This window comes from Curtobacterium sp. UCD-KPL2560 (assembly GCF_001705035.1).
Lineage (GTDB): Bacteria > Actinomycetota > Actinomycetes > Actinomycetales > Microbacteriaceae > Curtobacterium.
The window spans coordinates 1-23,163 of sequence record NZ_MCIG01000028.1 but is presented as its reverse complement, the minus strand read 5'-3'; the positions used below and the strand labels follow the sequence as shown (position 1 = coordinate 23,163).

Here is a 23,163-nt window from a genome sequence, read left to right as displayed (position 1 = left end):
GCGATCCTAGCGACGGCACCCGGCGTTCCCCTGTCGCATGACGTCCGCTGACGCGGGCCGGTGCGCCGGGCGCGCGCCGTGCCTCCTGGCCGGTCCGGCGGTCCGGCGGACGCGGGCCGGCGCGCCGGACGCGAGCCGCGCCTCCAGGCCGGTCCGGCGGTCCGGCGGACGCGACCCGGTCCGCCGGGCGCGCGCCGCGCCTCCCGGCCGGTCCGCGGCGCGTCAGCGCAGCGCGGTGCGGGCGAACCGGTCGTCGGTCGCCGCGACCACGCGGAGCACGTTGCCGCTCGCGAGCGCGCGGAGGTCGTCGTCGCCCCAGCCCCGGCGTCGGAGCTCCTCGGCGAGGACCGGGTACCGGGACACGTCACGGAGGTCCGGCGGCAGCACCGGGGTGCCGTCGTAGTCGCCGCCGATCCCGATCTGCGCGACACCGGCGACCTGGCGGGCGTGGTCGACGTGGTCCGCGACGTCGGCGACCGTCACCAGGGGCGGCTCGCCCTCGGAGCCGGCCTCCTCCCAGTCGGCCCACGCGCGCGAGACGAACTTCGGCACGAACGTGATCATCACGACGCCGCCGTTGTCGGCGAGCCGGGCGAGGACGTCGTCGGGGACGTTGCGCGGGTGGTCGTCGACCGCGACCGTCGACGAGTGGCTGAAGACGACCGGACGCGTCGCGACGTCGAGGGTGTCCCGCATCGTGGCGGGCGCGGTGTGCGACAGGTCGACGAGCATGCCGATGCGCTCCATCTCGGCGACGACCTCGCGGCCGCGGTCGGTCAGGCCGCCGTGGGCGCGGGCACCCGTCGCCGAGTCGGCCCACGTGGTGTCGTCGTTGTGCGTCAGGGTCATGTACCGGACGCCGAGCCGCGCGAACGAGCGAAGCACGGCGAGGTCGTCGCCGATCGAGTGCCCGCCCTCGGAACCGAGGAACGACGCGATCCGTCCCGCGTCGACCGCAGCACGGGCCTCGGCGGCGGTGCGCACGAACGTGAGGTCGTCCGGGTACCGCTCGACGATCCGGTGCGCGGTGTCGATCTGCTGCAGCGTGGTCCGGACCGGGTCCGGGTCGTCCGCGGGCACGAACACCGACCAGAACTGCCCGACGACCCCGCCCGCGCGGAGCTTCGGCAGGTCGGTGTGCAGGGTGTCCTGCTCGGTGTCGATCCCCTCGACGCCGGAGTCGTGCGACTCGCGGCGCTCCCACGGCAGGTCGTTGTGGCCGTCGATGACGGGGAAGGCGAGCGCGTCGAGGGTCATGCCGCCGACGCTACCGCGCACCCGTCGGTCAGTAGGCTCGCGGCGTGCAGCCCCTGACGCTCCGGACCGACCGGCTGGTCCTCTCCGCCCCCACCGCGGCGGACACCGAGGACGTCATCGCCTACGCCAACGACCCCGACGTCATCGCGACGACCCCCGTCCCCGTGCCGTACGGGCACGCCGAGGCGAAGCGCTTCGTCGACGAGGTGGTCGCCGCCGGCTGGCGTGACGACACCCGCTACGAGTTCGGCATCCGCCGCGCCGAGGACCTCCGGCTGCTCGGCACCGTCGGGCTGTTCGGCATCGTCGACGGCGCTGCGGAGATCGGGTACGCGATGCACCCCGACGGCCGGGGCCACGGCTACGTGACCGAGGCGGCCGACCGGCTGGTCCGGTGGGCCTTCGCGGACGCACCGGACGGGCTCGGGCTGGTCCGGGTGCAGTGGCGGGCGCTCGCGACGAACACGGCCTCGGCCGCGGTGGCGCAGCGCCTCGGGATGACCTACGAGGGACGGCGGCGCTCCGGGTCGCTGCACCGGGGACGGCGGCACGACGAGCTCACGGCCGCGGTGCTGCGGTGGGACGACCGCGGGGTGGCGCGGGGGTGGCCCGCGGGGTGAGGCCCGTGGCGGTCGGCGGCGACCGGCCGTCCGCCCGTGCCGCTCCGCTGGCGTGACGGCCCCGTCCCTCCGGCCCTACGATCGACCCGTGTCCCGCAGCCACAAGCCCTTCGCGCAGTACTCCGGTGTCCTGCCGGACGGGCGGTCAGCCGTCGAGGCCACGATCTTCGACCCGTTCATCGTGCGGGTCGTGCTCGTGGCAGCGGACAAGCGGGAAGCGCTGCAGCGGATCCGGGCCCTCGGCGGGCGGGACGTGCACGTCTCGAAGTCCTTCCGTCCTGCGCACCGCGTGGTCGACCGACTCGTCGACGACGGACTCGACGGCGTGTTCGCGCCCGACCCGCAGGACGGCACGTGGCTGCCGCTGTCGGAGCTCCCCGCGTTCCTGGCGGGCACGAGTCGGTTCCTGGCGCGCTACGACACCAGCGCGTTCAACCGGTCCTTCGTGGGCATCCACGGCGATCCCGCCCAGGAGGGCGACGCCCCGCGCGGAGGCACCGGCGACTGACACCCCGCTCCAATGGTCTCGGTCCGCCGAACGGCGAGGGGACCGCGACGACGAGGTACGCTCCGAGCGTGTTGTTCCGGCCCGCCGAGGAGCCCGTGCCCCCGCTCCCCGTCGGCGTGGAGCCGGGCCTCTGGACGCTGCACCTCCCGGACCACCCGTGCGACCTCGCCGGCTACCTGTCCGTGCGCCCGGACCACGTCTTCGACGAGGAAGGGCCGTGGTGGAACCGGCGTCGCGTCCGCCCTCGGCTGGTCGGCGACTGGTACGTGGACTTCTGGGACTTCGACACCTACCGCGCGTGGCCGGACGGGTCCCTGAGCTACGGGATCAGTGACGGGTTCCCCTTCGACGAGAGCGGCTTCGAGGAGCTGGCGAGCGGGGTGTTCCTGCTGCACGGCGTGCTGTTCACGGTCCGCCGGGTGGACCCGACGGAGCAGCCGAACGAGTACGGCACCCACTTCAACTTCCTCGACCTGAAGCAGTGGAAGCGCATGAGGAGCGCTGGCCGGACGGACGGGGACCCGACGGACGGGGCGACGCCGCTCCCCTGACAGATGTCACGGCCGAATCGTGACGACCGGCACCGGAGCAACCTGCTGCACGGCGGGATCGTGGAGCCATGAACGAGACACCGGTCATCCAGCTCAGCGGGCTCCGCAAGCGCTTCGGCGCCGTCACCGCGGTCGACGGCGTCGACCTGACGATCCGTCCGGGCGAGGTCGTCGCCCTCCTCGGCCCGAACGGCGCCGGCAAGACCACGACGGTCGACCTGCTGCTCGGCCTGGCGACCCCGACCGACGGCGAGGCCCGGCTGTTCGGCACGGACCCGCGCACCGCGGTCGTCGACGGCCGCGTCGGGGCGATGCTGCAGGGCGGGGCGTTGCTCCCCGACGTCACGGTCCGCGAGGCGGTCGCCCTCGTCGCCGCCGCGCACCGCCACCCGATGCCCGTCGCCGAGGCACTCCGCCGGGCGCGCTGCACCGACATCGCGACCCGTCGGGTGTCGAAGCTGTCCGGCGGCCAGCTCCAGCGCGCACGCTTCGCGGTCGCCGTCGTGTCCGACCCGGATCTGCTGGTGCTCGACGAGCCGACGGCCGCCATGGACGTCGAGGCCCGCCACGTCTTCTGGTCGTCGATGCGCGAGTTCACGGACGCAGGCCGCACGGTCGTCTTCGCGACGCACTACCTCGACGAGGCGGACACCTTCGCCGACCGCATCGTCATCATCCGCGACGGTCGGGTCGTTGCCGACGGCACGCCCGCGGCGATCAAGGCGACCGCCGCGACGCGCACCGTCCGCTTCGCGGGCGTCGCCGCGGACCGGTACGACGCGTTGCGCGGTCTACCGGGCGTCGTCGGGATGGCGGTCGACGCTCGGGGGCGGCGCGGAGCGACGCGCGACGACCGCGGGCGAGCCTGCGAGCCCGGGCACGACGCCGTCTCGCTGCGCACCGACCGCAGTGACGACACGCTCCGGGCCCTGCTCACCGCGTTCCCGGAGGCGCACGACCTGCAGGTGGTCGCCTCGACCATGGACGACGCCTTCCTCGCCATCACCGCCGACCCGGCCACCACCACCACCACCACCTCGAGCACCACCGAGACCGAAGGGGTCCTCGCATGACCGCCACCACCGTCACCGCACCCGCCACGACCACACGCGCCTCCACCGCCGGTCGGCTCCCCCTGCGCTACGTGCTCCTCGAGACGCGCCGGCAACTCCGGAACGTCAAGGCGATGGTCTTCACCTTCGCGATCCCGATCGTCATGCTCCTGGTGTTCGGTGCCGCGTACGGCGGCCAGACCGACCCCGGGACCCACCTGCCGTTCCTCGTCGTCACGACGCTGCAGATGACGGCGTACGGCGCGATGATGGCGGCGCTCAGCCAGGCCTTCGCGCTGGTCAACGAGCGGTCGCTCGGGTGGAACCGCCAGCTCCGCATGACGCCGCTGTCCGGGTGGGCGTTCCTCGTCTCGAAGCTCGTCTCGGCGATGGCGTTCGCGGCGGTCTCGATCACGCTCACGTTCGCGGTCGCGATCCTCGGCATGCACGCGTCGCTCGGTGCCGGGCACTGGTTCGCGGCCGGGCTCGGCATCTGGGCCGGGGTGGTGCCGTTCGCGCTCATCGCGATCCTGATCGGGCAGTTCGCGAAGCCCGCGTACGCCCAACCGATGTTCATGGTCGTCTTCATGGGACTGTCGATCCTCGGCGGACTGTGGGTCCCGCTCTCGGTGATGCCCGCCTGGATGGGCTCGGTCGCGCACCTGCTGCCGTCCTACTGGCTCAACCGGATCGGTCAGACGGGCGCCGGTGCGACCGGGTCCGCCGGGATGACGGAACCGACCCTGGTGCTGCTCGGCTGGACGGTCGCCCTCGCCGCCGTGATCGTCTGGCGCTACCAGCGCGACGCGGCACGCCGGTGACCGACCCGGACGGTCGTACGCTGACCGACGTGACGGACAGCGCGGAGGTGGCGGAGGTGCCCGACGTGACGGACCCGACCACCACCGACCCCGGCACCACCACGACCGAGGCGCGGGGCGCGGACGACGCGCACCGCGCCTCCCGGCCGTCCGCCCGCGCCTTCCCGTGGGCCGCCCCGCCGGACGCGGACGACGCCGAGGTGCGCGTCGCCCGCCGCCGCTGGTACGGCGGCGCCGCGTTCGGCCTGCTCTGGCAGGCGCTCCTGCTCGTCGCCGTGTGGACCGACGGCCGCTCCGTCGACGAGCACGTCTCCGCGACGCTCGCGCTCGCGGTGCTGTACGCCGGGTACCTGTTCGCACCCGAGGCCATGTGGCGGCACGGGCTCCGACGGCGCGTGGTCGTGCTCGCCGTCCTCGCCGCGTACGCCGGGCTCCTGCTCGTACCGGTCGGCCCGGCCGCGGTGTGGTCCTGGCTGCTGGTCGTCGCCCTGTCCGGGTTCGTGGCGGTGCGGCTCTGGGTCGCCCTCGCGGTCCTCGGGGTCGTCGTCGCCGCCGAACTCGTCGTCGCCGCGGTCGTAGGCTGGGACACCGCGTCGGGCACGGGCATCCTGTTCGCCCCGATCGTGGCGGTGTCGATCGGCGCCTCGATGGTGTTCTTCGGTCGCCAGCGCGAGGCCGAGGACCGGCTCGGGATCGCGCAGGACGAACTCACCCGGCTCGCGGTCGTCGAGGAACGTGCGCGGTTCTCCCGCGACCTGCACGACGTCCTCGGACACTCCCTGACCGTCGTCACGATGAAGTCCGAGCTCGCCGCGCGGCTGGTCGACGTCGACCCGGCCCGCGCGAAGGCCGAGATGCAGGACGTCCAGCGGCTGTCGCGCGAGGCGCTGCAAGGCCTCCGGCAGGCGGTCAGCGGGTACCGCCAGGCCGACCTGGACGCCGAGCTCGTCTCCGCACGGTCGGCCCTGGACGCGGCCGGGGTCGCAGCGGAGCTGCCAGCGACCGGGGACGCGGCGGCCGCCGACGTCCGGAGCCTGTTCGCGTGGGTGCTCCGCGAGGGCGTGACGAACGTCGTGCGGCACGCAGCGGCCAGTCGGGCGCGGGTGACCCTGACCCGCACGGCCCTGACCGTCGAGGACGACGGCACCGGCACGGGCGACGGCACCCGCACGGTCGACGGCGCCGCTCCCGCCGACCCCCTCGGCGTCGGTGGCAACGGCCTGCGCGGACTGCGCGAGCGGGCCGACGCGGTCGGCGCCACCGTGACGACCGGCACGAGCGACCTCGGCGGCTTCCTGCTCCGGGTCGAGAGGAGACCACGGTGACCGACCCGATCCGCGTCCTGCTCGCGGACGACCAGGCGCTCGTCCGCGGGGCCCTGGCGTCGCTGCTGTCGCTCGAACGGGACATCGACGTCGTCGCGCAGGTCGCCCGCGGCGACGAGGTGCTCGACGCGGCCCGGGCGTCGGGGGCCACGGTCGCGCTCCTCGACGTCGAGATGCCCGGCGCCGACGGCCTGACGGCCGCCGCGACCCTGGCCCGCGAACACCCCGGCTGCCGGTCCCTGATCGTGACGACGTTCGGCCGGCCCGGGTACCTGCGGCGGGCGCTCGAGGCCGGGGCCGCGGGCTTCGTGGTGAAGGACACCCCCGCCGAGCAGCTGGCCGACGCCGTCCGCCGGGTCGCCGGGGGCTTCCGCGTGGTCGACCCGGTGCTCGCCGCGGAGTCACTGGCCGCCGGCCCGTCCCCGCTCACCCCGCGGGAGACCGACGTGCTCGTCGCCTTCCGCACGGCATCGACCGTCGCGGGCGTCGCGGCGGCGCTGCACCTGTCCGAGGGGACGGTGCGGAACCACCTGTCCGCGGCGATCGGCAAGACCGCGGCGCGGAACGCGACCGAGGCACTGCGGGTCGCCGCGGACAACGGGTGGCTGATCGGGACGGCCTGAGGGAGGCCGCCGTCGAGGAGCGCGCGAGCGGGGATCTCCGGCTGCGCGGCGTGCCGTGCCGGTCAGGTCAGGGAACTGGCTGCGCGGCGTGCCGTGCCGGTCAGGTCAGGGAGCTGGCTGCGCGGCCTGCCGTGCCGGTCAGGTCAGGGAGCTGGCTGCGCGGCCTGCCGTGCCGGTCAGGTCAGGGAGCTGCTCGTGGTCACGGTCCCGAAGCTGCCGTCGAGGGCTGCCATGAAGGCGGCGTGCACGGCCGCACCGGGGACGGTCGTGTCCCCGAGCCGCAGGTCCGGTGCCGCACAGGCGTCCGCGACCACGGTGTTGCGGTACCCGAGCTCGTGCGCCGCTCGGGTGGTCGAGTCGATGCACATGCTGCTCATCATGCCCACGATGACCAGTTCGGTGACGTCGGCGTCGTCGAGGACGTCCCGGAGACCGGTGTCGATGAAGCTGTTCGGGTGGTGCTTCTCGAGCACGACCTCACCCTCGACCGGTGCGACGGTCGGGTGGAACGCCACCCCCGCCGTCCCGGGGCGGAAGAACGTCGCCTCGGGGTCCGTACTGACGTGGAAGACGTGCACGACCAGCTCACCGGACGCCCGGAACGCGTCGAGGACCGTCCTGGCTGCGGTGGCCGCGGCCTCGGGCTCGACGAGGGGGAACGCTCCTCCGGGGAAGTAGTCACGCTGGATGTCGACGAGGACGAGGGCACGGGTCACGTCACGAGTATCGCGGCCTGCCGGGTGTCGGTCCCACCGCCCCGCCGCGGCGGACCACGTCCGTGCGTCCACGGGACCGCCGCGCTCCGCGGACGGTCGGTGTCCGGGCGGCACCGTCACGAGGCGGCGAGCTCCCCGAGGGTGTCGTACGCCGCCGCGACCGCCTCGACACGGGCACGCCCCGCCGGACCCGCCGCCTCGTAGACGTCGTTCGCGATGGCCGCGACGACGGCGAACATCGCCGACATCGAGTCGAACGCCGACGGCGAGTCGACGGGGCACAGCACCGCGGTGGCGGCGGGCGCGGCGATCACGGCGGCCGTCGGGTCGCCGAGCACCACGACGTCGGCACCGGTCGACACGCAGTGCCGCACGAGCCCGGCCGCGCCGGCCGCGTGCCGCCGGACGGTGACCAGCACGACGAGGTCGCGGCGGTCGAGGTCGGCGACCTCCTCGCCGAGCCGCTGCCCGGGTGCCGGTCCGATCCGGACGTCGGGACGGACCTGCGCGAGCTGCGATCGGAGCTGCATCGCCACGGGGTGCGCCGCACGCTCCCCGAAGACGAGCACCCGGTGCGCCCGGACGATCCGTCGCGCCAACCGGACCCGGTCGGCACGGGCGAGCGAGGCGAACGCGGCGTCGAGGTTGCGGGCCTCGACGGCACGCTGGTCGACGTGTGCGGCGTCCTCCGCGGCCCACGGCAGCCCGTTGCCGCGTGCCGACATGAGCTCCTGACGTGCCTCGGCGGCGTCCTGGAAGCCGAGGGACCGGACGAGCCGGGAGACGGTGGCCTTCGAGGTGCCCGACTCGGCCGCCAGCTCGGCCGACGTCCCGACGAGCAGGAGCTCCGGGTCGTGGCGGACCATGGCGGCGACGCGGCGCTCGGCCGGCGACAGGCGGTCCCAGACGGCGTCGACCCGGGCGCGGACGTCCTGCACGGCGGGGCTCACGAGGTGGCCCCGCGGTCGGCGGCGCGCTCGGCGCGGGCACCGGCACCGGCACCGCGGTCGTCCGCGATCCGCTCGACCGCCACCGCGAGCGCGTCGAGCCCGAGTGCGACGTCGTCCTCCGACACGAACTCGTCCGGGTGGTGGCTGATGCCGTCCGGGTTGCGGAGGAAGAGCATCGCCACGTCGGTGACCAGCCCGAGGGACATGGCGTCGTGGCCGGCGCGGGAGAACAGCTCGGCGGGCGCGGACTCCCCCGTCGCGGTGATCCCGGCCCGCACGGCGTCGGTGAGCCGCTCGGCGCAGAACACGGCGGGCGCGCGGTGCACCTCGGTCGGGGTGACGGTGACGCCACGGCGTGCGGCGATCTCGTCGAAGGCGTCGGTGATCGCATCCCACACGCGGTCGCGGCCCTCGTCGAACTCACCGCGCAGGTCGACCCCGAACCGGGCGAGGCCGGGCACGACGTTCACGGCGCCCGGTTCGACGGTCATCGTGCCGACGGTGCCGACGTGCTGTTCGGCACGGCAGATCCGTTCGACGGCGAGCGCCGCCTCGGCAGCGGCGAGCAGCGCGTCGTGGCGGCGCTCGTACGGGGTCCCGCCGGCGTGCCGGGCCTCGCCGACGACCTCGACCGAGAACCGTCGGGCGCTCGCGATGCTCGTGACGACGCCGAGCGCCTGCCCGGCCTGCTCGAGCCAGGGGCCCTGCTCGATGTGCGCCTCGAGGTACCCGACGAGCTGCTCGGGCCGGACGGCTGCCTCGCCGACGCGGGCGGGGTCGAGCCCGAAGTCGGTGAACGCCTGGCGCAGCGTGACACCGTCGCCGTCCACGAGGTCCCACCACCCGTCGTCCCAGACCCCGGCGACCGCCGAGGACCCGAGGAGCGCCTTGCCGAACCGGGTGCCCTCCTCGTCGGAGAACGCGATCACCTCGAGCGCGAACGGCAGCGGTCCGCCCTCGACGAGCCGGGCGACCGTGCGGATCGCCATGAGGACCCCGACGACACCGTCGTAGCGCCCGGCGTCGACCACGGTGTCGAGGTGCGAGCCGAGCAGCAGCACGGGTGCGTCCGGCGCGGCGCCCGCGACTCGGCCGTGCAGGTTGCCGGCGGCGTCCTGCCACGTCTCGAGTCCGGCGTCGCGCATCCACCCGGCGACGATCGCGTCGACCTGGGCGTGCTCGGGTGACAGGTACACGCGGGTGATCCGGTCCGGGTCCTGGGACACGGCGGCGAGCGTGTCGCACCAGCGCACGACCGTCGCGGCGTCGGCGAGCGCACGGCGGCTCGCAACCGGCACGGTGGCCGTCCGGGGGCTCACGCGGACACCGCCGGAGCGGCGACCGCCGCCTGCGCCGCCGAGGCGGGCGGGGCGACCGCACCGGTCGGCTCCGGACCGGTCGGCTCCGGGGCGGCGACGACACCCGCGTAGACGTCGAGCGCGGCGTCCACCCCGGCACCCTGCGGCACGGCGTGGCCGGCGCGGCGCAGCGTGTGCTCGAGCGCGGCGAGCGTCGTCACGACGGCGTCCTTCCGCGCGTTGAAGCCCATCGTGCCGATCCGCCACACCCGCCCGTGCAGGGGCCCGAACGAGGTGCCGATCTCGATCCCGTGGTCCTCGAGCATCGCGGTGCGGACGGCGTCGCCCACCACGCCGTCGGGGATCTCGACGGCGACGACGTTGTGCATCTTGTGCGCCTGGTCGCCGAACACCGTGAGCCCGAGGGCCTGGACGCCGGAGGTCATCGCCCGTCCGGCGGTCGCGTGCCGCAGCACCGCGGCGTCCTTGCCCTCCTCGAGCAGGATCCGGGCGCACTCGTTCGCCGCGTAGAGCATCGAGGCGGCCTCGGTGTGGTGGTTCAGCCGCCGCGGCCCCCAGTAGTCGAGGATCATCGCGAGGTCGAGGTAGTTCGACCGGATCGGGTCGTCGGACACGACGTCGTCGGCCTCGCGGATGCCGGCCTCGACGCTGCGGCGCCCCTCGACGACGGCGACGGCCCGCGGCGACAGCGTGAGCGGCGCCGAGCCGGACGGACCGCCGAGGCACTTCTGCAGGCCGGCGGTCGCGGCGTCGATCCCCCACGCGTCGACCTCGAGCGGGTTCCCGCCGACCGAGGCGGTGGCGTCGGTGTACAGCAGCGCGCCGTACCGCTCGCAGATCGCCCCGAGCTCGTCGAGCGGCTGGTTCATCGTGGTGGACGTGTCGCCCTGCACGACCGCGAGGACCTTCGGCCGCACCCGGCGCACGGCGTCCTCGACGACGGACGGCGGGAACACCTGACCCCACTCGGTCTCGATGGTGTGCACCTCGGCGCCGGCGCGCGTGGCGATCTCGACGAGGAGGTGCCCGAAGCGGCCGAACACCGGGACGAGCACGCGGTCCCCCGGTGCCAGCAGGGACACGAGCGCCGCCTCGATGCCGGCGCGGGACGTGCCGTCGACGAGCACCGTCGCCTCGTTCGCGGTCCCGAACACCTGCCGGTACAGCGCCTGCGTCGCGGTCATCGTGCCGGTCATCCACGGGTCGTACTGCCCGACGAGCGGCGTCGCCATCGCGCGGAGCACCCGCGGGTCGGCGTCGATCGGTCCCGGGCCCATCAGGAGTCGGGCAGGCGGGTTCACTGGCTGCGTCATGGTGCCTCCGTTCCGAGAACAACGCTACCGGAACGTTCGTTACGGACGTGTTGCGGGGTGGTGCCCGCGCCGGGTCGGTCGAGCAGCGCCCCGCGGACGGCGGTCACACCGGAGGCGGCGGTCGCGACGAGTTCGCCGCGCAGCCACGTCTCGGTCACCGATCCGAGCGTGCGGTGCCCGGCGAAGGCCGACACCGGGTTGCGGTGCTCGAGCGCCGTGACGTCGACGACGCCCGTGGCGGCGGGGTCGAACACCGCGAGGTGTGCGACGGCACCCTCCGCGATCCGCCCACGGTCGGACAGGCCGACGAGGTCGGCGGGACCGGTCGTGAACCACGGCACGACGGTCTCGAGCGGGATCCCCCGCCGCGACGCCTCGGTCCACACGGCGCGGAACCCGACCTGCAGGCCGGCGATCCCGCCCCAGGCGAGCCCCCAGTCGTCGGTCTTCAGGTCGGCCGTGGACGGCGAGTGGTCGGTCACGACGCACGAGATCGTCCCGTCGAGGAGCCCCTGCCAGAGCGCGTCGCGGTTCGCGTCGTCGCGGATCGGCGGACAGCACTTGTACTCGGTCGCACCGTCCGGGATCGCGTCGGCGGCGAACGCCAGGTAGTGCGGACAGGTCTCGGCGGTGATCCGGACGCCCTCGTCCCTGGCGGCCCGGATCATCGGCAGCGCGCCCGCGTCGGACAGGTGCAGGACGTGCACCCGCGCACCGGTCGCGCGCGCACCGCCGACCACCCGGCCGATCGCCGACCGCTCGGCAGCCGGCGGGCGGGTCGCCAGGAAGTCCTCGTAGCGGCCCCCGAGCGCGTCGTGCGGGACGAGGTGGTCCGGGTCCTCGGCGTGCACGATGAGCAGCGCGTCGATCGACGCGACCTCGGCGATCGCGGCCCGCAGCTGCTCCGGGTCGAGGTGCGGGAACTCGTCGACGCCCGACGGCGCCGTGAAGCACTTGAAGCCGAACACCCCGGCGTCGTGCAGGTCGGCGAGCGCTCCGGCGTTCGCGGGCACCGCGCCGCCCCAGAACCCGACGTCGACCGCCACCCGGCCGTCTGCGCTCGCGCGCTTGACCGTGAGGGCGTCGACGTCGACCGTGGCGGGGATCGAGTTCAGCGGCATGTCGACGATGGTGGTGACCCCGCCGAGCGCGGCGGCGCGGGTCGCCGACGCGAAGCCCTCCCACTCGGTGCGGCCGGGTTCGTTGACGTGCACGTGCGTGTCGACGAGCCCGGGCAGGAGCACCTGGACGTCCGGCACGGTGCGGTCGGTGACCGCCGCGACCTCGGCGTCGACGGGCAGGACCGCGTCGACGCGTCCGTCCCGGACGACGACCGCAGCCGGTCGGAACGCTCCGTCGACCCACGCCCGGTGCGCGCGCAGCACCAGGTCGGCCGGGAGGCGCGTCACGCCGCCGCCCCGACCGTCGCGCCCGTCGTCCCCGCGCGCTCGAACCCGGCGAGCAGTCCGGCCATCGGCTTGCGCGGCGGCTCGGCGTACTCGCCCCGCTTGCCGGTCCGCAGCCCGAGGCGCACCAGGGACTCGGCCAGCACGGTCGCCGCGGCGACGCCGTCGACGACCGGGGCACCGATCGCACGGGACACCTCGGCGCAGAACGACGCCATGCCCGCGCAGCCGAGGACGACGGCGTCGGCACCACCGGCGACCACGGCCCGGCAGTGCTCGATGACGAGGTCCCGGGCGCCGGACGCCGGGTCGTCGAGCGCGAGGACCGGGACCTCGCACGCGCGCACCTCCGTCACGAGGGACGCGAAGCCGTACCGTCCGGCGAGCTCCCACGCGCGCCCGGTCGTGCGCTCCAGGGTCGTGACCACGCCGAAGCGCCGGCCGAGCATCGCCGCCGCGTGGTACCCGGCCTCGGCGATGCCGACCACCGGCCCGGACGCGAGCTCCCGCGCGGCGTCGAGTCCGGGGTCGCCGAAGCACGCGACGACGTACGCGTCGACGCCCTCCTGCTCACCGCGGGCGACCTGTTCGAGCAGCCCGGGGACCGCGAGCGCCTCCTCGTAGTGGCTCTCGATCGAGGCCGGGCCCATCGTGGGGTGCACGGCCTCGACGACGGTGCCGGGGGCGGCGACCGCCGCCGCTGCGCGGCCGACGGCCGCGGTCATGGCGGCGGTGGTGTTGGGGTTGACGACGCGGATGCGCATCGGGGTCCTTCCGGGGTGGAGCGGTGGAGCGGCGGAGGAGCAGTGGAGCAGTGGAGCGGGTGGACGGGATCGCGACCAGCGTGGCGGAGGCGACGAGCGCCTCCCGGACCGATCGCGGGTCCTGTGGACGGTGACTGGCGGCACACGGCCTGTGGAGGAACCATCGCGACCGCCGCGACCGTCGCGACCGCCCTGGCGACGAGGCGGGCGACGACCGTCCCGGGCGCCGCCCGCCCTCCGTCAGGCCCGCCCGGCGGCGGCCCCGTGGTCGACGGTCGGGTCGTCCTCGGCGAGCGCGGGCATCTGCGGCGACCGGCGCTCGAGTGCCCAGAACAGGACGAACCCGAGCCCGCAGCCGACGAACCAGCTGTAGTTGCTCAGCCAGGGCAACACGCCCGTCGCCGGCGGCAGCACCGCGCACGCGACCGACAGGGCCCCGGCGACGACGAGCGTCCAGACGGCGTTCGGGTTCCACCCGCCGCGGTACCAGTACCGGCCGGTCGTCGACCGCGTGTACATGTCGTCGACCGCGACGCGCTGCTTCGCGACCACGTAGTACCCGGCGATGAGGATGCCGAACAGCGGGCCGATCAGGGCCCCGAGGATGCCGAGCGTGTAGAGGATGGCCTGGTCGTTGCCGTACCAGTTCCACGGCGTCAGGAGCACCGAGCCGACGGCCGCGATCATGCCGCCCGTCCGCCAGCTGATCCGGCGCGGGGACACGTTCGAGAAGTCGAACGCGGGGCTGATGAAGTTCGCGACGATGTTGATGCCGACGGTGGCGGTGACGAACGTCAGGCCACCGAGCAGGATCGCGAACGGCGCGTCGATCGCCTGCACGGTCTGGATCGGGTCGGTGATGAGCTTGCCGAACACCGGGACGGTCGCGCTCGCGCACAGCACCGTGAGCACCGAGAAGAACAGGAAGTTGACCGGGAGGCCCCAGAAGTTGCCGCGCTTCACGGCCCGGAACGAGCGGCCGTACCGCGAGAAGTCGCCGAAGTTCAGCATCGGGCCGGAGAAGTAGCTCACGACGATCGCGACCGCCGACAGCATCACCGGGATCGAGTCGCCGAAGGACATCGGGGCGCCGGTGTGCAGCGTGAGCGAGATGTTGCCGATGCCGGCCCGGGCGACCAGGTACACGGCGAGCGCGATCATCACGACGTAGACGGCGGGGCCGGCCCAGTCGATGAAGCGCTTGATCGCCTCCATGCCCATCGAGAACAGCGCGGCCTGCGCGACCCAGAGGATCGCGTACGAGATCCAGCCGAGCGCGGAGAGCCCGAGGAACGACGGCTCGAGCAGCCCGGCCGCCCCGGGCACGAACTTCAGGAACACGATGTTCAGCGACTGCGCCGCGAGGAACGTCTGCACGCCGTACCAGGCCATCGCGATGAGCCCGCGGATGACGGCCGGCACGTTCGCCCCGAGGACCCCGAACACCGCGCGGTTGATCACCGGGTACGGCACACCGGTGCGCTGGGAGGGCTTCGCGACGAGGTTCGCGAACACCTGCACGACCAGGATGCCGACCACGAGGGCGACGAGGACCTGCCAGCTCGCGATGCCGAGGGCGAAGAGCGACCCGGCGGTGACGTACCCGCCGACCGAGTGCACGTCGGACATCCAGAACGCGAAGATGTTGTAGCTCGTCCAGCGCTGTTCGCGCAGCGGGGCGAGGTCCTCGTTGGTGAGCGACGGGTCGTACCCGGGCTTGACGACGCCGGCGCCCGCGCGGGCGGTCGACGTCGGGGTGGGGGCGTGGGGCGCGGCGACCGGGGTCGCGATCTCTGTGACCAAGGCGTCCTCCGTGGGAGTGGCGGCGGGGGTGGGTCCCCGCTCGAGGACGAAGCTATTGAGGCTCCCGACACCGCCCGTTTCCCTCGTGTAACGGTCGTGTGTCGCGTCGTCCGGTCTGGAACGCCCGTTCCGACCGGTCCCCGGTCCGCCGCGCCTGAGCGGGGCCACAGCCTCTGCGGCTTGCCGCACCGATGGCGCACCCGGGTCCCGGGACGGTCCGGTCCCGCTCCCCGGTGGGGATCATCGGGGGATGACCAGGGGCATCAGGATCGACCACGTCGGCGTCACCGTGCCCGACGTCGACGCCGCGACCGCGTTCTTCGTGGCGGCCTTCGACGCCGTCGTCCTGTACGACGTCCGGTCGCGCTGGGAACCGGTCAACGGCACCCCGGAGGCGCACCGCTACCTCGGCATCCCGTCGTCGATGGCGCAGGGGGCGATCCGGATGCTCGCGTTCCCGGAGGGTCCCGGCCTCGAGCTGTTCGAGTACGCCGGTCCCGAGCAGCGCGACGCCGCGGCCCCGTCCGACCTCGGCTGGCAGCACCTCGCCCTGTACGCCGACGACCTCGACGCCGCGCTCGCACGGGTCGAGGCCGCGGGCGGCGTCCGGAACGCCGACCCCCGACCGCTGCGCGGCGTGGAGGCCGGCGAGGGCAACCGCTTCGTGTACACCCGCACCCCGTGGGGGTCGACGCTCGAACTGGTCACCTACCCGACGCCGCAGCCGTACCTGCTGCACGCCCCGCGCCCGAAGTGGGCGCCGTGGCCGGACGTCGACCAGGTCCGGTTGCTCAGCCCGGCGCCCTGACACCTGTCCTGCCGTCGACGGCGACGGGCTCCGCCCGGCGGGACGCGGTCGGTCCACCCGAGACGCGCGCCGACTCGCGGGGCGGACCGACGGACGGGAGGCCCGGATCACCGCAGCCCGTCCGCTGCGGTGGTCCGGGCCTCCCGTCCGACCTCCGGGGTGCGCCCGTCAGAACGCGTGCGTCCCGAGCAGCGCGCCCGCCGCGTAGGTCGCGGCGAGCGCGAGCGCGCCGCCCACGAGCACCCGCGCGGCCGCACGACCGCGGCGTGCGCCGCCGAGCGTCGCGCCGGTCGTGCCGGTCACCGCGAGTGCGACGAGCACGGCGACGACCGTGACGGGGACGCGGAGGCCCTCGGGGGCGAGCAGCAGCGCGACGAACGGCAGCAGGGCGCCCACCGTGAAGGTCGCCGCGGAGACCCAAGCCGCACGCCAGGGGCTGACGACCTCGTCCTCGGCGTCGCGCAGGGCGGCGGCGGCCCGACGTCGACGGACCTCGGGCCGCGTCAGTTCGCGTGCCACCGCGTCGGCCACCGAGTCGTCGACGCCGAGCGACCGGTAGTGCGCGGCCAGGGTGGGTGCGTCCTCGGCGTCGGCCTCGAGCTGGGCCTGCTGCGCCGCCTGGCCGGTGCGCTGCGCGTCGCGCGCTCCGCTGACCGAGACGTACTCGCCGAGCGCCATCGACACGGCACCGCCCACGAGCGCGGCGGTGCCGGCGGCGACGACCGGACCGGTGCTCGCCCCGGCACCCGCGACCCCGACGAGGACGGCGGCGACCGAGACGATGCCGTCGTTGGCGCCGAGCAGCCCGGCACGGAGCCAGTTGAGGCGGGCGGCGCTCGCGGCGTCGTCGTGCTCGGAGACGGGGAGCGAGAGGTCCGTTGCGGTCGACATGTCGGCCATCGAACCACCGTCCGGGGGATCGCGCCAGCAAGGGAAGGCTGCCCTGACCGGGGGTTTCCTGGTGAGGTTCGCCTTACCTGACCGGCTCGGGTCCGGTCCGCCAGACCCGGGTCGGACGGCCGCTCAGGGGGTGCGGGAACGGCGGGCCGACGGGCGCGAACCCGGCGCTGCGGTAGAGCGCGACCGCGGGGGCGTTGTCGTCGAGGGCGTGCAGCTCGCAGCGGTCGTGGCCGGCCGCTGCGGCTGCCTCGACGGCGGCGGCGAGCAGGCGTCGGCCGAGGCCGTGCCCCTGCGCGTGCGGCGCGACGGCGAGCAGGCTGAGGTACGCGGCGTCGCTCGCCGGGCCGCCACCGGTACCGGGGGCCGACACGAGGACGAAGCCAGCGACCGGCGCCGTGCCGTCACGGGTGCCGTCGGGGCGCGGGCCCGCGTCGGCGACGACCAGGGCGACGCGGTCCGCGGCGAACTTGTCGCGGGCACGCTCCCGCACCGCGTCCGACGGCGGTTGCCCGTCCCGTGCTGCCACGGCGGCGACCCAGAGCTCGGTGCAGGCCACCGCGGTCGTCTCGTCGTCCGCGGTCCGCACGACGAAGGACGACCCGATCACCGTTCCACCCTACGCCGGGCCGCCCCGCCGACCGGGTCAGGTGGTCGCGCGGGCGCCGACGCGGTACCCGGCACCCCGGTGCTCCTCGGGCAGCCGGTCCCCGCGGCCGTGCAGCTTGTGCCGGAGCGACCCCGGCGTGTAGCCCTCGGGGTAGGCGCCGCGTGCGCGGAGCTCCGGGACGACGAACTCGATGACGTCCTCCCACGTGCCCGGGGTCACCGCGTAGGCCAGGTTGAACCCGTCGACGTCGGTCTGCGCCTGGATGTCGAGCAACTGCTCGGCGATGGTCGCTCCCCCGCCGACGGCCACCGGGCCGAGCCCACCGATCGCGGTGTGCCGGGCGAGGTCGCGGATCGTCCACGCGGTGCCGTCCTCGCCCGTGGCGGCGGAGATGTTCGCCGCCGCGGACTGGATCGCGTTCGACTCGACGTCGCCGAGCGGCTCGTCGAGGTCCCACTGCGACAGGTCGACGCCCATCCAGCCGGAGTTGAGCACGAGCGCGCCGAGCTCGGAGGCGTACGACAGGTAGTCCTCGTACTTCGCCTGGGCGGCCTCGTCGGTCGCGTCGGTGATCACGGTCAGGAGTGTGTAGATCTTCGCGGCGTACCGGTCGCGCCCGGCGGCCTCGAGCGCGTCCCGGATCCTGCGCACGGTCGCGGCGAGCTGCGGCAGCGTCGGCGCCCCGACGAAGATCGCCTCGGCGTGGTCGGCAGCGAACGCGATGCCGCGCGGCGATGCGCCCGCCTGGTAGATCACCGGGGTGCGCTGCACCGACGGCTCGGACAGGTGGATGCCCGGGACGTCGAAGTGCCGGCCGTGGTGCTCGATCGGGTGCACCTTCGCCGGGTCGGTGAAGACGCCGGACGCGCGGTCCTCGACCACGGCGTCGTCCTCCCACGACCCCTCCCACAGCTTGTAGAGGACCTCGAGGTACTCGTCCGCGACGTCGTAGCGGTCGTCGTGGCTGAGCTGGTCCGTCTGCCCCATGTTCCGTGCGGCGCTCGGCAGGTAACCCGTGACGACGTTCCAGCCGACGCGGCCCTTCGTCAGGTGGTCGAGCGTCGACACACGGCGCGCGAACGGGTACGGGTGCTCGTAGGCGGTGCCCGCGGTGATGCCGAAGCCGAGGTGCTCGGTGACCGAGGCCATCGCGGACACCAGCAGGATCGGGTCGTTCACCGGCACCTGGGACCCGGTCCGCAGCGCGGCCTCGTTCGAGCCGCCGTACACGTCGTAGGTCCCGAGCACGTCGGCGATGAAGATCCCGTCGAAGGCCCCGGCCTCGAGCGTGCGGGCCAGGTCCGTCCAGTACGACAGGTCCCGGTAGCTGCGGGAGCGGTCGCGGGGGTGGCGCCACAGCCCGGAGGACTGGTGCGCGACGCAGTTCATGTCGAACGCGTTGAAGCGGATCTGCCGGGGCGCGGGCTCGTTCGTCGGGGTCACGCCGCGACCGTACGACGCCCGGGACGGTCCGGTCACGGACGGTGACGATCCGTGACGCACCGCGACGCCGTGTGACACGACCGGCGCCGGACCCGACCTGGCACGATGGCGACATGCCCGTCGTCGAGTCGCGCGTCACCGTCCCCGTCCCGGTCGAGGTCGCGTTCGCGGTGTCGCAGACCCAGGGCGCGACCCGGAAGCGCTGGGACCCGTTCATCCGCCGCCAGCACCTGATCGACGCGACCGTGCCCGCGAAGGGTGTCCGGACGTACACGGTGCAGCGGTTCGGGCTCGCGATGGAGAGCGAGTACGTGTCGTACAACCCGCCGTCGAACGTCGGGATGAAGATGACGAAGGGCTCGTGGTTCTTCGAGAAGATGGGCGGCGGCTGGCGCTTCACCCCCGTCCCCGACCGGCCGGACCACACGCTCGCGGTCTGGCGCTACAACTTCACGTGCCGCCCGGCCTGGCTCGCGCCGATCGCCGAACGGATCGGCACGGTCGTGCTGCAGCGGGACATCGACCGCCGGATCCGGGGGTTCGCCGCGGGCTGCGTGGACCCCGTCGTGCTCGCCGCGATCGACGCCTGACGGCGGGCCGGCGTCAGCGGGCGAGCGCCTGCTGCGCCGCCGTCTCGGCCGCGACCCACGCGAGCATCCCGCACTTCACGCGCATGACGAACTTCGAGACGCCGTGGAACGCCACGAGGTCCTCGAGCACGTCTTCGTCGGGCTCCCCCGCGCCGCGCGACCGCATCATCTCGCGGAACGCCTCGGTGAGCGCGAGGAGCTCGGGAACCGTCCGGCCGACGGCCATGTCGGTCAGCACCGAGGCCGACGCCATCGAGATCGAGCACCCGTCGCCCTCCCACGCGAGCGCGGCGATCCGGTCCGTGCCCGGTTCGAGCCGCACCCGCACGGTGATCTCGTCGCCGCACGTGGGGTTCCGCTCGAAGTGCTCGGCATCGGCGTCGGTGAGCGGCCCGTGGCCGTGCCGCGCCTTCGCGTGGTCGAGGATGACCTGTTGGTAGAGCGCGTCGAGGGAGCTCATGCGCGGTCCTCCCCGGTGGTGCCGGCCGCGGGGTGGGCCGTGTCGTCCGCCCCGAAGTAGCCCCGCACCTCGGCCACGGCCCGGACGAAGCGGTCGACGTCCTCGTCGGTCGTGTACACGTACGTGCTCGCCCGGCTCGTCGCGGTCAGGCCGAGTCGGCGGTGCAGCGGCTGGGCGCAGTGGTGGCCCGACCGCACCGCGATGCCCTGCGCGTCGAGGTACTGGGAGACGTCGTGCGCGTGCACGCCCGCGACGTCGAACGCGACGAGCCCGGACCGGGGCACCCCGACGGGCGGCCCGACCACGCGGACACCGGGGACCGTCGCGAGCCCCTCGAGCATGCGCTGCGCCAGGGCCTCCTCGTGGTCGCGGACCCGGTCGGTGCCGATGCGCTCGAGGTAGCGGACCGCCTCGGCGAGCGCGACCGCCTGCGACACGGGCTGCGTGCCGGCCTCGAAGCGCTCGGGGGCGGGCAGGTAGTCCGACGACTCCATCGTGACGGTCGTGATCATCGAGCCGCCCGTGCGGAACGGCGGCAGGGCGTCGAGGAGCTCGCGCCGGCCCCACAGCACGCCGATGCCGTTCGGGCCGAGCATCTTGTGCCCGGAGAACGCGGCGAAGTCGACGTCGAGCGCGCGGACGTCGAGCGGACGGTGCGGTGCGGACTGGCAGGCGTCGAGGACCACGAGGGCGCCGTGCTCGTGCGCGGCGGCGACGACCTCGGCGACCGGGGCGACCATGCCGGTCACGTTCGACACGTGCGCGAAGGCGACGACCCGGGTGCGCTCCCCGATCATCCCGACCATGTCGTCGGCGGTCCAGGTGCCGTCGTCGGCGACGGGCACCCAGCGCAGGGTCGCACCGGTGGTGGCGGCGAGCTCCTGCCACGGCACGAGATTGGCGTGGTGCTCGGCCTCGGTGACGAGCAGCTCGTCGCCGGGTCCGATGCGGAAGCGCTCGGCGGCCGCTCCCCCGCGGCCGTGGCTGGCGTTGGCGATGCCGTACGCCACGAGGTTCAGCGCGTCGGTCGCGTTGGCGGTCCAGACGACCTCGGACGGGCTCGACGCCCCGACGAAGCGGGCGACGGTGGCACGGGCGTCCTCGTAGGCGTCGGTCGCCAGGGCCGCGAGCGTGTGGGCACCGCGGTGCACTGCGGCGTTGTCGCGCTCGAGGAACCGGCGCTCGGCGTCGAGGACCTGCACGGGCCGCTCGGCGGTGGCCCCGGAGTCGAGGTACGCGAGCGGGGCGCCGTTGACCTCCTGGTGCAGGATCGGGAAGTCCCGGCGGATCGCCTCGACCTCGGCGGCGGTCAGTGGCCGGGTCGGCACGTGCGGAGCGGGGGCGTCGGTCACCACACAATCGTGGTCCCCGACGGCCCCCGCGTCCAATCGCCCAGAGCGGACACCGACCGCGCGGCCGGTCCCCGCGCGGACGGCCTACTGGTTGCCGATGTGCTCGTCCGCGGTGTCGCGGGCGCCGTCGATCTTGTCGTCGTACTTGCCCCCGGTGGCCTTCTTGACCGCGTCGGCGACCCCGTCGAGTACCTTGTCGCTGATGCCCTCGGCCTTCTCGCTCTTCAGGGCGTCCTGCACCTTGCCGTCCTGCAGGAACTGCTGTGCCTTCTTGGTGATGTCGTCGAACCCGGCCATCGTGCCCTCCTCGTCGTGCGGCGGAGCGGTGCACCCCGCGCTGTCGCCGATGCTAGGCCGACCGCCCCCGCGACGTCCGCGTCGGACAGAGCGGCCCCACGACGACCGCGTCGGGCCGACCGACCCACGACGCCCGCGTCGGGCCGACCGCCCCCGCGACGTCCGGCGGTCCCGCACCACGGAGCGTCAAGTCATCTGCGCGCTGCGCCGGCGGGCGAGCAGGTACCCGACCGCGACCGAGCCGGCGACCGCGAGCATGGACGGCACGAGGACGTCCGTGCCCTCCTGGGTGAACTCGACGACGAGCACGAGCGCGGTGAAGGGCGCCCGCATGGTCGTTGCGAGGAACGCCGCCGCCCCGACGAACGCGAAGGACACGAGCGTCGAACCGTCCGCGGGCCAGAGCAGCACCCACGCACCGCCGAGGGCCGCACCGACCGCCGAGCCGATCGCGATCGACGGGGTGAGCGTGCCGCCCACGGCACCGGCGCCGATCGTCGCCGACGTCGTGATGGTGCGGAGCACGGCGAGGAGGAGCAGGAACACGATCGGGCCGACCCCGGCGAAGTCGGGCGCACTCGTCGTCGCGTTCATCGCGACGAGCCCGAGCGCGCGTCCGTTGCCGAGGATGTCGGGGAACGGCACGGCGATGAGGCCGACCATCGCGAAGACGACCGGCAGCACGACGAGCAGGTGCCACCCCTTCGGCGCGGTCGCCTGCAACCGGTTCGTGAGCTTCACGAACCCGACCCCGGCGAAGCCCAGGAGCGGGCCGACGACCACCGCCCACACGAGCAGCGACGGCGACAGGTGCGTGGCCGGCACGTGGTAGAGCACCTCGTCGGGGATCACGAGGCGGGCGGTCACCGCGGCGATCGCGCTCGTGGCGAAGGCGGGCAGCGCGGTGGCGAAGGTGAGCTCGCCGAGCAGCACCTCGACCGCGAAGAGCGCGCCGCCGAGCGGGACGTCGTAGACGGCGGCGAGACCGGCCGCGGCACCGCACGCGACGAGGATCTTCCGCTCGCGGTCGGTCAGCCCGGCCTTGACGGTGACGACCTGGGCGAGCCACGCCCCGACCTCGCGCGGGGCGACCTCCTTGCCGATCGAGGCGCCGAGCCCGACCGCGAGGATCTGCACCCCCGCGTTCGCGAGGGTCGCCAGCGCCGGCATCCGCTTCCCGCCCACGGCGGCGGGCACGGAGACGACCGGTCGCCCCCAGCGCCGGAGCGCCCACCAGGCCACGCCTGTGAGGACACCGGCGGCGGCGAGCGCGAGGAACCGGTTCCACCCGGACGGCGCATCGGCCGCCTCGAGGTGTCCGCCGAACGGGTACCCGAACGCGACGAACTGGATGAGCTGCAGCGCCAGCCAGACCGTGATGCCGGCGACGCCGCCCGCCAGGCCGACGAGGGCGGTCACCACCGCGAGCTTGACGGCCCAGACCGGCGTGGACGTGCGTGTCGCGGTTCCGGTCTGCGGCATGCCGGGAAGCCTACCGGCCCGCCGGGGGTCGCCGGGGGCGACCGCGTCACGGACGGGAGGCGCGGCGCGGGCCCGCCACGCGCCTCCCGTCCGCCCCACGGGGACGACGGGAGGGACGGGGTGGGCCCGGCACGCGCCTCCCGTCCGTGACGCGGTCGCCCCCGGCGACCCCCGGCGGGCCGGTAGGCTTCCCGGC

General features: G+C 74.4%; 24 protein-coding genes. 9 read left to right on the top strand and 15 right to left on the bottom strand.

What is annotated here, in order from left to right:
• Positions 1-222: 222 nt before the first annotated feature.
• Positions 223-1,257: a dipeptidase gene (locus BEP24_RS08525; RefSeq protein ID WP_065962341.1), complete on the bottom strand. Its 1,035-nt coding sequence runs from the start codon at positions 1,255-1,257 to the stop codon at positions 223-225.
• Between the two features lie 44 nt (positions 1,258-1,301).
• On the opposite strand from BEP24_RS08525, the gene BEP24_RS08520 reads away from it, so the two are divergent.
• The 7 genes from BEP24_RS08520 to BEP24_RS08490 all read left to right on the top strand — a co-directional run bounded on the left by BEP24_RS08520 (position 1,302) and on the right by BEP24_RS08490 (position 6,757).
• Complete coding sequence (locus tag BEP24_RS08520) at positions 1,302-1,877, top strand: GNAT family protein (RefSeq protein ID WP_065962339.1); 576 nt, start codon at positions 1,302-1,304, stop codon at positions 1,875-1,877.
• Between the two features lie 88 nt (positions 1,878-1,965).
• Complete coding sequence (locus tag BEP24_RS08515; protein ID WP_065962338.1) at positions 1,966-2,385, top strand: hypothetical protein; 420 nt, start codon at positions 1,966-1,968, stop codon at positions 2,383-2,385.
• Positions 2,386-2,453: 68 nt separating this feature from the next.
• Positions 2,454-2,936, top strand: a complete 483-nt coding sequence (locus tag BEP24_RS08510) for a hypothetical protein (protein ID WP_065962336.1) — start codon at positions 2,454-2,456, stop codon at positions 2,934-2,936.
• Positions 2,937-3,004: 68 nt separating this feature from the next.
• On the top strand, positions 3,005-4,009 hold the full coding sequence (locus tag BEP24_RS08505) for an ABC transporter ATP-binding protein (RefSeq protein ID WP_065962335.1): 1,005 nt from the start codon (positions 3,005-3,007) through the stop codon (positions 4,007-4,009).
• Positions 4,006-4,809, top strand: a complete 804-nt coding sequence (locus BEP24_RS08500) for an ABC transporter permease (protein WP_065962334.1) — start codon at positions 4,006-4,008, stop codon at positions 4,807-4,809. The genes BEP24_RS08505 and BEP24_RS08500 overlap by 4 nt, the downstream gene beginning before the upstream one ends.
• Before the next feature lie 29 nt (positions 4,810-4,838).
• Positions 4,839-6,134: a histidine kinase gene (locus BEP24_RS08495; protein WP_141693400.1), complete on the top strand. Its 1,296-nt coding sequence runs from the start codon at positions 4,839-4,841 to the stop codon at positions 6,132-6,134.
• Complete coding sequence (locus BEP24_RS08490; RefSeq protein WP_065962330.1) at positions 6,131-6,757, top strand: response regulator transcription factor; 627 nt, start codon at positions 6,131-6,133, stop codon at positions 6,755-6,757. Before BEP24_RS08495 ends, BEP24_RS08490 begins: the two co-directional genes overlap by 4 nt.
• A 176-nt stretch (positions 6,758-6,933) precedes the next feature.
• Here BEP24_RS08490 and BEP24_RS08485 read toward each other — a convergent pair whose 3' ends face one another.
• From BEP24_RS08485 to BEP24_RS08455, 7 genes are all read right to left on the bottom strand, one after another.
• Positions 6,934-7,473 (bottom strand): cysteine hydrolase family protein, encoded by a 540-nt coding sequence (locus tag BEP24_RS08485; RefSeq protein ID WP_065962328.1) that lies wholly within the window; start codon positions 7,471-7,473, stop codon positions 6,934-6,936.
• 116 nt (positions 7,474-7,589) lie between these two features.
• Complete coding sequence (locus tag BEP24_RS08480) at positions 7,590-8,423, bottom strand: SIS domain-containing protein (protein WP_065962327.1); 834 nt, start codon at positions 8,421-8,423, stop codon at positions 7,590-7,592.
• Positions 8,420-9,721: an allantoate amidohydrolase gene (locus BEP24_RS08475; protein ID WP_065962362.1), complete on the bottom strand. Its 1,302-nt coding sequence runs from the start codon at positions 9,719-9,721 to the stop codon at positions 8,420-8,422. The genes BEP24_RS08480 and BEP24_RS08475 overlap by 4 nt, the downstream gene beginning before the upstream one ends.
• A gap of 17 nt (positions 9,722-9,738) precedes the next feature.
• Positions 9,739-11,055 (bottom strand): alanine--glyoxylate aminotransferase family protein, encoded by a 1,317-nt coding sequence (locus BEP24_RS08470; protein WP_065962326.1) that lies wholly within the window; start codon positions 11,053-11,055, stop codon positions 9,739-9,741.
• On the bottom strand, positions 11,052-12,464 hold the full coding sequence (gene allB, locus BEP24_RS08465; protein ID WP_065962322.1) for an allantoinase AllB: 1,413 nt from the start codon (positions 12,462-12,464) through the stop codon (positions 11,052-11,054). Before allB ends, BEP24_RS08470 begins: the two co-directional genes overlap by 4 nt.
• Positions 12,461-13,225, bottom strand: a complete 765-nt coding sequence (locus BEP24_RS08460) for an aspartate/glutamate racemase family protein (RefSeq protein ID WP_065962321.1) — start codon at positions 13,223-13,225, stop codon at positions 12,461-12,463. Before BEP24_RS08460 ends, allB begins: the two co-directional genes overlap by 4 nt.
• Before the next feature lie 240 nt (positions 13,226-13,465).
• Positions 13,466-15,028, bottom strand: a complete 1,563-nt coding sequence (locus tag BEP24_RS08455) for an NCS1 family nucleobase:cation symporter-1 (RefSeq protein ID WP_083230225.1) — start codon at positions 15,026-15,028, stop codon at positions 13,466-13,468.
• Positions 15,029-15,278: 250 nt separating this feature from the next.
• Here BEP24_RS08455 and BEP24_RS08450 point away from each other — a divergent pair, with 250 nt between their 5' ends.
• The gene (locus BEP24_RS08450) at positions 15,279-15,836 is read left to right on the top strand and encodes a VOC family protein (RefSeq protein ID WP_065962320.1); all 558 of its coding nucleotides are present in this window, start codon (positions 15,279-15,281) and stop codon (positions 15,834-15,836) included.
• A 168-nt stretch (positions 15,837-16,004) separates the two neighbouring features.
• Here BEP24_RS08450 and BEP24_RS08445 read toward each other — a convergent pair whose 3' ends face one another.
• The 3 genes from BEP24_RS08445 to BEP24_RS08435 form a co-directional block, all read right to left on the bottom strand.
• On the bottom strand, positions 16,005-16,727 hold the full coding sequence (locus tag BEP24_RS08445; RefSeq protein ID WP_139197281.1) for a VIT1/CCC1 transporter family protein: 723 nt from the start codon (positions 16,725-16,727) through the stop codon (positions 16,005-16,007).
• 82 nt (positions 16,728-16,809) lie between these two features.
• Positions 16,810-17,343, bottom strand: coding sequence for an N-acetyltransferase (locus tag BEP24_RS08440; protein ID WP_065962314.1), 534 nt, complete (start codon positions 17,341-17,343; stop codon positions 16,810-16,812).
• 36 nt (positions 17,344-17,379) lie between these two features.
• Positions 17,380-18,786 (bottom strand): LLM class flavin-dependent oxidoreductase, encoded by a 1,407-nt coding sequence (locus tag BEP24_RS08435; protein WP_290439178.1) that lies wholly within the window; start codon positions 18,784-18,786, stop codon positions 17,380-17,382.
• 113 nt (positions 18,787-18,899) lie between these two features.
• Here BEP24_RS08435 and BEP24_RS08430 point away from each other — a divergent pair, with 113 nt between their 5' ends.
• Positions 18,900-19,376, top strand: a complete 477-nt coding sequence (locus BEP24_RS08430) for an SRPBCC family protein (RefSeq protein WP_065962312.1) — start codon at positions 18,900-18,902, stop codon at positions 19,374-19,376.
• A 13-nt stretch (positions 19,377-19,389) separates the two neighbouring features.
• Here BEP24_RS08430 and sufU read toward each other — a convergent pair whose 3' ends face one another.
• The 4 genes from sufU to BEP24_RS08410 all read right to left on the bottom strand — a co-directional run bounded on the left by sufU (position 19,390) and on the right by BEP24_RS08410 (position 22,967).
• Positions 19,390-19,836: a Fe-S cluster assembly sulfur transfer protein SufU gene (sufU, locus tag BEP24_RS08425; protein WP_065962310.1), complete on the bottom strand. Its 447-nt coding sequence runs from the start codon at positions 19,834-19,836 to the stop codon at positions 19,390-19,392.
• Positions 19,833-21,188, bottom strand: a complete 1,356-nt coding sequence (locus tag BEP24_RS08420; protein WP_253181638.1) for a SufS family cysteine desulfurase — start codon at positions 21,186-21,188, stop codon at positions 19,833-19,835. The genes sufU and BEP24_RS08420 overlap by 4 nt, the downstream gene beginning before the upstream one ends.
• Before the next feature lie 84 nt (positions 21,189-21,272).
• Positions 21,273-21,485, bottom strand: a complete 213-nt coding sequence (locus tag BEP24_RS08415; RefSeq protein WP_065962308.1) for an antitoxin — start codon at positions 21,483-21,485, stop codon at positions 21,273-21,275.
• Positions 21,486-21,671: 186 nt separating this feature from the next.
• Positions 21,672-22,967 carry a chloride channel protein gene (locus BEP24_RS08410; RefSeq protein WP_065962306.1) on the bottom strand — a complete coding sequence of 432 codons (1,296 nt, stop codon included), beginning with the start codon at positions 22,965-22,967 and terminating at the stop codon, positions 21,672-21,674.
• Between the last annotated feature and the right edge of the window lie 196 nt (positions 22,968-23,163).